This is a genomic window from Halobacillus litoralis (genome assembly GCF_020171725.1).
Classification (GTDB): Bacteria; Bacillota; Bacilli; order Bacillales; family Halobacillaceae; genus Halobacillus; species Halobacillus litoralis_F.
Genome location: NZ_JAIVAJ010000014.1, coordinates 26287 through 36957, shown reverse-complemented (window position 1 = coordinate 36957; position 10671 = coordinate 26287). Strand labels below are relative to the sequence as shown.

Below are 10671 nucleotides of genomic sequence, written 5' to 3'. Positions count from 1 at the left end.
TTGAATAAAAGGGAGATGCGAGTAAAGGATTGGTATTAAAAAAATTTAAAAACGATAAATAACGCTTCGAACCCCTGGTGTATCAACGTTTCCGGAGGGAGTCTCGCCATTTTCCACCCTACTGTACGAAGAGTAGTAGGAACAGAACCCAACGTGGTATCGAAAGCCGAACGTATTCTGTGCAGTCCTCGCCTTTTCTAGATGATAGCATAAGAGGTTCCGTCTTTCTTCATAAAGGTGTTGGCGAAACTACGAGACTCCTGTGGGAGCAGAGTACAGATGAGACCCCGCAGCGACCGAAGGGAGCGAGGAGACTCAGCGGACGCCCACGGAAAGCGAGTTGTTTCGCCAACACCGCTTCGCCAGCTTAAAAGAATCGATAGAGCTTTCTCGACACCCTAAAAAAGCCGCTCCGGATATCGGAGCGGCTTTTTGCTTTTGTCTGTGATTCAGGCGGATTGACTCATCTGTTCATCCGCTTCTTCTGGGAGTGTTTCTTCTCGTTCTTCCCACGAAAATTGCTGGAGCTGCTCGTTCATTTCAGCAATCATTTGTTCGAGCTTTCCTGTCTCTTCGATCATTTGCTGGAATGATGTCTGTTGTTCGGCAGTGGAGGCCGAAATTTCTTCTGTTCCTGCGGCAGTTTCTTCGGTGATCGCACTTACATTTTCGATCGAGCTGCTCACTTGTGCGCTCTTTTCTTTGGATTGTTCCATTTCGTGCGCGAGCGCTTCAAGTCGTCGGTCGATCTCATTGACTTGCGTGCTGATTTTATCAAAAGCGTTCTTGGACTGGTTGACCGAATCATCCTGCTCTTTAGAGAGCTGGACGGTGGATTCCATCTCGTTCGCAATTTCATGGACGCCAGATTTGATATGCTGAACCATATCCGAAATGTTGCCGGTTGTCTCGGAAGATTGATCAGCAAGCTTTCGGACTTCATCTGCGACAACGGCGAACCCTTTGCCATGTTCGCCTGCGCGGGCCGCTTCAATGGCTGCATTCAGAGCAAGCAGGTTGGTCTGTTCGGCAATGTCATTGACGACGTGGATGGTTTTCTCGATTTGATCGGTGTACTGCACGAATCGTTTGACGGAGTCGTTCATTCCGGTGATGGTCGCTGTGCTCTCATCCATTAAGGAACGCTGGTGTTTAATAGCCTCCTGCCCCTCTTCGACGTAGTGGAGCGCTTCGCGACTTTCGTTTCGGGACTCACGGGTTCGTTCATGATTCGCTTCAAACGAAAGGTGGAGGTTCTCCATATGGGAGGAGACATCTTGAATGTCGTTCGAAATGGTTTGGCTGCCTTGAGCGAGCTCATCTGTCGAACTTGCAACCTGGTGGTTCACTTCAGTCAGACCGTCCATTTCAGACTTTAATTTCGAACTGAAATCGCCAACGTTTTCACCGATGTGGTGAACAGATTGAACCGTATTACGAAGGTTGGTGATCATCACTTGGAATGACTGCTTCAACTGTCCGATTTCATCTTTAGCCCGTTCGTCTACCTCGACGTCTGCGTTTAGATTTCCATCGGCTACTTTGGCCGCTTGCTCTGCCAATTCACGGACAGGCTTTGCGATTCGTGCGGCCAATCGAGTGGAAGAGAAGAGGGACGTGACAATCAATACGGCAGAGGCGATGATCGTAAAGAGGATCATCGTCTGGATTTGCTGCTTTTGTGCGGCGATCTCGGAATCATACCAAGCCTTTGATTCCTGTTGAAGCATGAATGTGTCATTCAGAATCCCGGCTGTTCGGGCAGCCTGCCGCTGGACTTCATTGATATCCGAAGTGTTCAACGCAGATTCGGCTTCCTGCACCCAGCTTTGATATTTGGAGTCTGCTTGGTCGAACCAGCGTGTCTGTTCAGCTGTTTCCAGCAGGGGAGCGATGCCTTCGAATTCGGCTTTCGTCTGCTCCAATTGGGCTAAGGCTTCACTTTTTGTTGCTTCTGAAGGGTTGTAACCGTAACTGTCTAAAGCCTGTTCAGCCGTCACAATTTGACCGTGAAGCTCTTTTGCTTCCAGCAGAACCTGCACATCCTGGTTGGACGATTGCTGAAGCTGAATCATCTGGAAGACAATATATCCGATCAAGACGAGGCTTAGAATAAGTGGAATCAGGGTTAGGGTGTATAGACGCTTTCCAATACTCATGTTTGTTTTCTCCTTTCTACTTGTTTTGTGCTTCATCAAGCATCTTCTGCTCTTGAGAAGTAAGAGTGATGAGGCGGATCGGAGCAAGCCCGACGCCATCCTCTTCAATTCCGAGCTCTAAGTGCTGCCCGTTCAGCGGGGTTCCTTCTGCAACTTGAGTCATGACATTGAATAAAGCGACGTTTACGTTTTTCAGCATGGAAGTCACAACGGCCTCTTCAGCGACGAAGAATTGGTCGCTGTCTACTCCGTACGCAAAAATTTGCTGGGCCTGGGCTTCTTTCAATGCCCCGATTCCTGTAAAACCTGCAGCATGAAAAATGTTATCTGCCCCTTGATTGACCATCTTTCGCGTAATGCTTTGCCCTTTTTGGTCATCATTGAATGTGTTGGCATATGTAACAAGGACTTCAGCTTCTGGATTGGCAGTCGCTACCCCTTCTTTAAAGCCACTTTCGAACCGCTCGGTAACAGGTATTTTTTCTCCACCAATGTAGCCGACGACATCGCTTGTCGTCTTCATGCCTGCTAATAACCCAATCAGGAAGCTTCCTTCATCTTCTTTGAACGTAATGGACGTCACATTCTCCAATTTCGACACGGCATCGATTAAAACGAAGTCCTGTTCAGGATATTTGGCTGCTAAATCTTCTACTGTCGACTGAGCGTTGAAACCAAGGCCGATAATTACGTCGTGTTCTTGTTGAATAAGTTCTTCCATTCTCTTCTTATATTGACCATTAGACGGTTCACGATAATCAAAGGTGATGCCGAGCTCATCACGTGCTCTTTCTAAACCTTGAAAGGCGGAATCACTGAATGAGTCGTCTCCTAAGCCACTGTCGGTGACGAGAAGACCTGCACTAACGTTTTCTTTCGTCTGAGTATGACCGCTTTGCTGCGCACATCCCAAAAGTATGAAAGGGATGAGGGACAGGGCGAGAATCATATACATTCGTCTCACTGTTTTCACTCCTCTTGTATGATGTCTGACAACATTAAATATCGGAGAGAAAGCGCCTTTTCTTAACAGTTGAACCGTTTAAAAAAATATTTAAAAAACCTCTAAGCAAAAGCTTAGAGGTGGATTGACTTATACAGTTGTATGCTCAAGGTTGAACGCTTCAGCAATTAACTCATAGGACTCGAGTCTTTTCTCAAATGGCGAAACAATCGTATTGATGATCACTTCATCTACGTGGTAGGCTTCAGCCAGTTCGAGAAGAGAAGCTTTTACCTCATCCGGTGTTCCGACAACCATCCGGTTCCGGTTTTCTTGGACACGGTCCAGCTCATTCAGCGAGTAATTGTAATGAATGGCTTCATCTGGAGAAGGGAAAGAGGATCTTTTGCCACCCTGCTCGATTTTCAAGAGAGCCAGGTCGAGGCTTGAGGCCAGATACTCAGCTTCTTCTCTCGTATCTGAACAGACGACGAAGACCGATACGTTTCCTTGCGGTGCGCCTTGCTGCATGGAAGGAGAGAAATAGCGTTGATAGCGCTCCATAGCTCGAACGCCGCCCTTTCCACTGATAAAGTGGGCGAACGAATAGGATGTGCCTAAGTCCGCCGCCAAACGTGCACTTGTCCCGCTCGAACCGAGCATCCATACTGGTGGAGCGGTTTCGCCGATTGGTGTCGCATAGACGTCTCTGCCGTGCGGATCGTGTCCGTGAAGATAGGCCATCAGTTCTTCGACTTGAGCGGGATAGTCCTCAATAGAAGGCAGCTTCCCTTTGTTCAAGGCAAGGTTGACGTTCGGCATCCCGCCGGGTGCACGCCCGACTCCGACGTCGATTCTGCCAGGATGGAGTGTTTCCAGTAAGCGGAACACTTCTGCTATTTTATATGAGCTGTAGTGGGGGAGGAGTACGCCTCCTGTCCCGATTCGTATTTGTTTCGTATGAGCGGCCAGGTGACCGGCTAGAACTTCAGGGGCAGAACCAGCTAGGCTTTCGGTGCTGTGATGCTCTGATACCCAGAATCGGTGATAACCGAGCTTGTCCGTCCATTTAGCAAGTTCCGTCGTTTGATGCAGGGCTTCATGTGGTGTAATCCCAGGAAGCAGGGGTGATTGATCTAACACACTTAACTTCATAAGATACCCCCTTCATTGTTTGTCTATCCTCCCATGAGGGGAGGTGAAATGCATAACTTGCAGTGTTCTCTACCTCTACTGTATCATTTCTGTCCAAATGATTTAATAAAAAGGATATAAGAAAGAGCTTGAGGATAGAACCTCAAGCTCTTTTAAATGAGTTTATCTTGCTAACAGGCCGAGTAAGCCATAGTTTTTGCGGTTTCCGAGCTCTGGTTCGAAAATTCGTTGGAAGGGCAGGTCCTGTAAATGGATGGGAGTAATGAACGGAGCTCCGTTTCTGAACTCGTCCTTCGGCTCATCTGCCAGCCATTCGCCTTCTTCCAAGCCTTGCTCAACTTCTACTAACCCGTCTTCCGTGATACCTGTTTCAACCGTGCGTCTTTCCAGCGATCCGTCCACTGTCATAACCCATGCATATAAGTTCTCTTCTGTAACCAGCACATTCTCCAATACGGAAACGGCACCAAGGGCTGAATCCGTAATGATATCAACATCCGCGTGGTAGCCTGGAAGCACGTTCTCTGCTTCATTTTCGAGGGTCATTTCGTATGGATAACGACTTAAACGCTGCGAGTCGGTTTCCTCCGGGAAATCGCTGACGTTCGTCAACGTCCCAGGCGCTTGAACGTCTAATTCAGGAATGAAGACTTGAGCAGGCATGTCTTGCTCGACCAGCTGCCTTTCATCTTCACTCAATTCACCAGCGACCATCAAGCTCGTTGATTTCAGTGTCAAAATAGGAGCTTCAAGACTCTTGGATACTTGTGTCACAGTGCCGTCATAAGGGCTAGTGACCGTAATCTCCTGACCGTCATCCTCCAACTGATCGAGTTGGTCCTCGACCATTTGAAGCATCGCGCGCTTTTTCTCAAGCTCTGCTTCCTGCTCGGCTACGGCTGCTTCCTGTTGGAATTCTGTTTCAACGTAAGAAGGAGGGTCACTCGAATCATCATCGTCATCGCTTTCAGGGTCTGGAATATCGAAATCTTCCAGCTCATCTACGTAATCCTCGATGGCTTCAATTTCTTCATCGAGGCGATCAATTTCACTTTGAAGCTGTGTTTCCTGTTTGGAATAGTCGACCACTTCATAGGTATAGAGGTCGTCCCCCTCGTCAATCGACTGTCCTTCTTCTACAAGAAATTCTTGAAAGGACCCAATGCTTTCGTTGAAGTAAACGGAATTTTCTTCATCTGAGGCAAAGACACCATTTACGTTCAAACGTTCAAACAAGTCGTATGTAAAGGACTTCGACCACGTTTCAACATAAGACTTACGCTCCACGCGCTCCTCCTCATCAAAGAAGATCAGGAAGGAGTTCAGCGCGATAAAAGCGATGATCAGTAATCCGATGACTCTGCCTTTATAATTTTTCTTCTTCATGGATATCTACACCTTCTACTTTCTTACCTGATTAAATAAAGGAGTTCCAGGTGGTAAAACGAGAGTGCGGCCGTCCCTGCCCAAAGGAGAACGTGCCATGCAATGACGCCGACCCAGATCCAGATTTTTTTCGTACTCGACATGGTAGACAGCCACTTGATTTGATACCACATCACCAGCAGCTGAAAGAGTGATATGGCTCCGAAGAAGTACACGACATAGCCCAGGTTCGTGAAGTACGAAGCGATCACTCCGAATGAAAATGGAGAGACGAACCAGTCGATTCCTGCATACACCATCAACGGGATCCATGTGATCCGCTCCAGTAATAGAATCAGCAGCACGTTCATCTGCATGATGATCATCTTCTTATAGGCGACATCATTGAACAGCCAGAAGAAGAAGGAGGAGACGAATAGGATGAACAGGAAGAACACCAGCGCGTATCCTACTCTACCAATCACGAACCAAGCTTTTCTAAATTCATACTCTACACGGTTAAGGTCTGCCATATTCATAGATATAGCATCTGTTCCAAGGCCTAACCAAGCCATCCATATGTATGTAACAAGTGTGAGTGCGAGTAAAATAAACATGAGATTCCAAACGTTTTTTATCTTTTCTGCGCGTTTGAGCCGGAATAAATGGTCATCCCGCCTGAGAAACAATTGCGCTAAGTTAACTGAATACATAGAGCGATCCACCTTTTATCATGATCTACACCCTCCTTATTTTAACTGAATTTGTCATCTCTTGCTATATGAGAATAGATTCATGAGAAAAAGAAGGGGGATTGGCCGGAATTTGTCGAGTTTCTAATAGAAGAACAGGCATCTTTTCCCCAGTGTATCTTCCTATTCCCCAAAGAACCGACAAAATCACCTGAAATTTAATAAAACTTGTACTCTATAAGACGAATGATGGCATCGGTTTGTTTCACTTTAAAGAACAAAAAGCCCAGCGGAAGTGATACCGCCGGGCTTTTTGAGATTACGAGCTGGTGGCTGTTTCGTAGTCTTCCGGGGTTTTAGATTTCGACTTGAAGAACAAGTCGCGATCTTTCACTAGGAAGACGACGGACAGCAGGAATGCCAATAGGTCTGAAATCGGGAAGGCAAGCCATACACCGTTCACACCGAATGCGTAAGGGAGAATCAGCACTAATGGAATGAGGAACAGCACTTGTCTTGCCATCGATAGGACAAGAGCAGGCTTTGCCATTCCGAGTGCTTGGTACAGCCCGCCGCTGACCACTTGAGCGCCGATCAGCATCGCGAGGGCGAACATGATCCGGATGGCGTTCGCTCCGGTTTCAATTGTTGCCGTATCGCCTGAGAAGATGCGCATCAACCCTTCAGGGAAGATCATCATCACAGCGAAGATCCCGAAGGAAATAACGGTGACGACTTTTAACCCGAGTTGAACGGTTTCTTTCAGACGTTGATAATTTTTGGCTCCGTAATTATATCCGACAATAGGCTGCATGCCTTGCAGAACTCCGATCATCGGCATGATGGTGAACATCGCAAGTTTTTGGACGATCCCGAAGACACCGACCTCGAACTCCCCGCCGAATTTGATCAGCATCCAGTTGATGGCGATCATCATCCCACTTCCGGAAACCTGGCGGATGAAAGCCGGCATGCCGATGGTCACGACCTCTTTCATAATCTGCCAATCCGGCTTGAGATACGCTGGGACGATGTTCAGTGATGATTTACCGTTTAAGAAATAGAACAATACGACGATGGAGACGCTGGCTTGCGAGATGACCGTTGCCACCGCAGCTCCTTGAACGCCCATATCCAATGCGAAAATGAAGATCGGGTCCAGGATAATATTCAAAACAGCTGGGATGATCATCGTAATCATCGCAAAACGTGAATTACCTTCTGATCGTATGATGTTATTCGTTGTAAAGGCAAAGGAGAAGAAAAACGCCCCGAGCATGATCGGGAATAAGTAATCCTTCGCATAAGGCATGATATTGTCCGTCGCTCCGAATAAGCGCAGCAGCGGCTCTAGGAACGTAAATGCTCCGATGAAGCCGAACAGACTTACGATAAGAATCGAGAATAGGACGTTACCGAATACTTTATCTGCCTCTTCCGGTTTGCTTTCTCCCAATCTTCTGGAGATGACGGAAGCACCACCGATACCGACAGCTGCGGCAATCGCCATCATGATCATCATGACCGGGAAGCCGATACTGACACCGGAAACCCCGAGGATACCGACGCCTCGTGCAATAAACAAGGTATCGATGACGTTGTACAACGCCATGACGAACATTCCGATCATCGCCGGAATGGATAAATTGGCAAGGAGCTTAGGGATCGGCTGCGTCCCTAATCGCTGACTTTGTTCTTTCATTCCTGATCCCTCCTTGAACAATCGGGCCTCATGTTTTCCTGCATGCGCTTCATGATGGACACAACGGTCTTTTGTTCTTCTTCCGTGATTCCGTCTGTCAGTTGTTCTTCGATGGTCTCGATGATTTCTGTAATGGATTCTTTCAAATCAAGACCTGCATCTGTAAGAGCAATCAACTTCGTCCGTTTATCCTTTTCGCTGGCCTTCTTCGTGATCCGGTCATGCTTCAAGAGCGATTCAATGATTCCGTTCATCGAAGACGGTCTGATGAACAATCGGTTCTGCAGCTCCGTTTGAGACTGCTCGCCGTATTTCGCCAGGAAGAAGATGACTTTGGACTGCGCATGGGTCAAACCGTGTTCGCCCAATCTTTCGTTATATATATTCTGTAAAAAGTGTGAAACAACGTGGATATTGTACCCGGGTAAGTTCCGGAATTCATGGTTTTTCATTTTTTACTTAGCCCCCTAAACAAAATATAGTATAGACGACAGCAGAACAGAAGTAAATCATTTTGCTTTATTTTACAAAACGTTTATTTGACCTTGTTTAGGGTAACTTTAAGATAGAAGGTAAAGGTACATAATCAACAGGTGAAATCGTTTAAATACAGCAGGATGAGAAGGAGTGCAGGGCAATGGCGCGTTTTGAAAAAGGGGTGTTGATCTACAACGGAAATGAAGAGGCGAATGAGATCGATCCGCAGCTGTCGCAGACGCTGCCGGTCATTGCTCAGGCGGTCCAGCAGCTGACGGTCATTCAGACCCAATCCCTCGACCATCTGAAGGAAGTCTGCCAGTCTTTCGGAAGTGAAGTGGATATTTTTATCATCCTCGGCGGAGATGGAACAATCCATGAATGCATCAACTATCTGGCAGAGCTTGAGAAGCGGCCGGTGATCGGTGTGCTGCCTGGCGGAACGTGTAACGACTTCAGCCGGATGCTCGATATGCCGCAGAACTTGCAGCAGGCTGCGCAGGCGATTGTAGACGGGGAAGAACAGCAGATCGATGCTGGTCTTACAGAGAATGGGTACTTCATGAATTTCTGGGGCATCGGGCTGGTCACGAAGACGTCGTTTAATATTGACGAAAATCAAAAGCAGCGTTTCGGTGTACTCAGCTATTTCATCAGTGCATTGAAGACAGTGAACCAGGCTGACCCGTTCGAATTCAAGATTACCGTTGATGGAGAGACGATGGAAGGGGAAGCGGTCATGGTCCTTGTGATGAATGGGCGCTTCATCGGCACGCGGCCCCTCCCTGTCCAGTCGATTCAGTCTGATGACGGGCAGTTTGATGTATTGATCGTGAAGAATTCAAACCTTACGTTATTCAAAGAGTTGATGACGATGAGTCAGCCGGGAACAGATGAATCCCGTTTTCAGGAACTGCACCATAAGCAGGGGAAGAAGATCCGCATTGAAGTGGATGCTGTTGAAGACATCGATATGGATGGTGAAATCAAGGGAAATACTCCGGCTGAGCTGGAAGTTCTACCCGGGCATTTTACATTTATCAACGGTCAGTCCGGGCGTTTTGGACCGTTAAAATAAAGGGGGAGGGGTCGTCATGCCTTCGCTGAAAAAGGGCGTGCACGGAGTTTTTATTCATACAAGGGATTTGAAGCGGTCAGCCGAATGGTACAGCTGGCTGTTGGACGTTCCTTTCGAGGCAGAGGAAGTCCATTCCCCGGTGTACAACATTCCGGTTTCTGAAGGGGTGCATCTGACGATTGACGATCACTCCTTTGATCCGACGCACGTATTCGAACCCGTACATACACCGGTGTTCAATTTTTTCTCTGACGATGTAAGAAAGAGTTGTGAAGAACTAGAGCATAGCGGAGTGTCGATCAAACGTGATGTAGAGCAGCACGGCGATTTTGGGTGGTTTACAATAGAAGACCCGGACGGGAACGCTGTGATGATTTGTGGAACGGTTAAATAGGTTCAAGCTATAGAGGACAAAGGTTCATGACGTTTAGTCGTGCTCCTAGTCCGAAGGTACAAATAAAGCGCCGGACATCCGGCGCTTTATTTGTGGCAGACCACAATACCTAAAGGATAATAGACATCTTCACGTGGAGGTTCAATCAATACCCCGTCTTGATAGAAGTGTTCTCTCTTTTGGAAGTCTTCAAATAAGCCTTTGAATTCTTCGGGTGTGATCTGATGGACGTGAAAAGGGGACCCGCATTCGATGCCCCGCCCTTTTCCGAAGGGAGTGGAAACAATCAGTGTTCCACCTGGACGTAGAAGGTTTTTGTAATTGGAGAGCAGTTGATCTTCCTCTTCAATATGTTCATACGTTTCAAAGCTTACGATGGCATCGAACGTTCCCAATTTCTCAGGGAGCTGTTGATCGGTCGCATCGGCCACGACAAATGAGGAATGGGGGTGGTAGTACTTCGCTTTGGCATAGTTGATGATGTCCTCGTCGATGTCGACACCCACGATTTCATCCACTTCATTCTTCCGCTGCTTGGCGATCATATGAGTGCCATACCCCGCGCCGCAGGATAAATCGAGCACTCGACCGCTGACGTAAGGAAGAGCAAATTGGTAGCGGGCGATATGTTCCAGAAGCAATCTGTTCATAGGGTCCGTAAATTCAGGAATGACCCGTTCACCTGTGTCTTCAACCACATTGGTTC

At 47.5% G+C, this 10671-nt stretch carries 10 protein-coding genes; 2 read left to right on the top strand and 8 right to left on the bottom strand.

Annotated features, from left to right (window positions below):
- Positions 1-449: 449 nt before the first annotated feature.
- From LCM20_RS19715 to LCM20_RS19685, 7 genes are all read right to left on the bottom strand, one after another.
- Entirely contained in the window at positions 450-2159 is a 1710-nt protein-coding gene (locus LCM20_RS19715; protein WP_225197192.1) for a methyl-accepting chemotaxis protein, read from the bottom strand.
- Between the two features lie 16 nt (positions 2160-2175).
- Complete coding sequence (locus tag LCM20_RS19710) at positions 2176-3114, bottom strand: BMP family lipoprotein (RefSeq protein ID WP_225197197.1); 939 nt, start codon at positions 3112-3114, stop codon at positions 2176-2178.
- A 138-nt stretch (positions 3115-3252) separates the two neighbouring features.
- Complete coding sequence (locus LCM20_RS19705) at positions 3253-4257, bottom strand: LLM class flavin-dependent oxidoreductase (RefSeq protein ID WP_225197191.1); 1005 nt, start codon at positions 4255-4257, stop codon at positions 3253-3255.
- A 162-nt stretch (positions 4258-4419) separates the two neighbouring features.
- Complete coding sequence (locus tag LCM20_RS19700) at positions 4420-5643, bottom strand: efflux RND transporter periplasmic adaptor subunit (protein WP_225197190.1); 1224 nt, start codon at positions 5641-5643, stop codon at positions 4420-4422.
- Between the two features lie 23 nt (positions 5644-5666).
- Entirely contained in the window at positions 5667-6335 is a 669-nt protein-coding gene (locus LCM20_RS19695; protein WP_225197189.1) for a hypothetical protein, read from the bottom strand.
- Positions 6336-6633: 298 nt separating this feature from the next.
- Positions 6634-8016, bottom strand: coding sequence for an MATE family efflux transporter (locus LCM20_RS19690; protein ID WP_225197188.1), 1383 nt, complete (start codon positions 8014-8016; stop codon positions 6634-6636).
- Positions 8013-8468: a MarR family winged helix-turn-helix transcriptional regulator gene (locus tag LCM20_RS19685; RefSeq protein ID WP_225197187.1), complete on the bottom strand. Its 456-nt coding sequence runs from the start codon at positions 8466-8468 to the stop codon at positions 8013-8015. The genes LCM20_RS19690 and LCM20_RS19685 overlap by 4 nt, the downstream gene beginning before the upstream one ends.
- A gap of 185 nt (positions 8469-8653) precedes the next feature.
- On the opposite strand from LCM20_RS19685, the gene LCM20_RS19680 reads away from it, so the two are divergent.
- Positions 8654-9571, top strand: a complete 918-nt coding sequence (locus LCM20_RS19680; protein ID WP_225197186.1) for a YegS/Rv2252/BmrU family lipid kinase — start codon at positions 8654-8656, stop codon at positions 9569-9571.
- Between the two features lie 16 nt (positions 9572-9587).
- Positions 9588-9965 carry a VOC family protein gene (locus tag LCM20_RS19675; RefSeq protein WP_225197185.1) on the top strand — a complete coding sequence of 126 codons (378 nt, stop codon included), beginning with the start codon at positions 9588-9590 and terminating at the stop codon, positions 9963-9965.
- Between the two features lie 86 nt (positions 9966-10051).
- Here the strand turns inward: LCM20_RS19675 and LCM20_RS19670 are convergent, their stop codons facing one another.
- Entirely contained in the window at positions 10052-10663 is a 612-nt protein-coding gene (locus LCM20_RS19670) for a class I SAM-dependent methyltransferase (RefSeq protein WP_225197184.1), read from the bottom strand.
- Between the last annotated feature and the right edge of the window lie 8 nt (positions 10664-10671).

Bases quoted from the DNA above. Each gene is read 5' to 3' on its own strand.
- LCM20_RS19690 (WP_225197188.1), bottom strand. From the start codon at position 8,016: ATGAAAGAACAAAGTCAGCGATTAGGGACGCAGCCGATCCCTAAGCTC.
- LCM20_RS19710 (WP_225197197.1), bottom strand. From the start codon at position 3,114: ATGTATATGATTCTCGCCCTGTCCCTCATCCCTTTCATACTTTTGGGA.
- LCM20_RS19705 (WP_225197191.1), bottom strand. From the start codon at position 4,257: ATGAAGTTAAGTGTGTTAGATCAATCACCCCTGCTTCCTGGGATTACA.
- LCM20_RS19700 (WP_225197190.1), bottom strand. From the start codon at position 5,643: ATGAAGAAGAAAAATTATAAAGGCAGAGTCATCGGATTACTGATCATC.
- LCM20_RS19680 (WP_225197186.1), top strand. From the start codon at position 8,654: ATGGCGCGTTTTGAAAAAGGGGTGTTGATCTACAACGGAAATGAAGAG.
- LCM20_RS19715 (WP_225197192.1), bottom strand. From the start codon at position 2,159: ATGAGTATTGGAAAGCGTCTATACACCCTAACCCTGATTCCACTTATT.
- LCM20_RS19695 (WP_225197189.1), bottom strand. From the start codon at position 6,335: ATGTATTCAGTTAACTTAGCGCAATTGTTTCTCAGGCGGGATGACCAT.
- LCM20_RS19675 (WP_225197185.1), top strand. From the start codon at position 9,588: ATGCCTTCGCTGAAAAAGGGCGTGCACGGAGTTTTTATTCATACAAGG.
- LCM20_RS19685 (WP_225197187.1), bottom strand. From the start codon at position 8,468: ATGAAAAACCATGAATTCCGGAACTTACCCGGGTACAATATCCACGTT.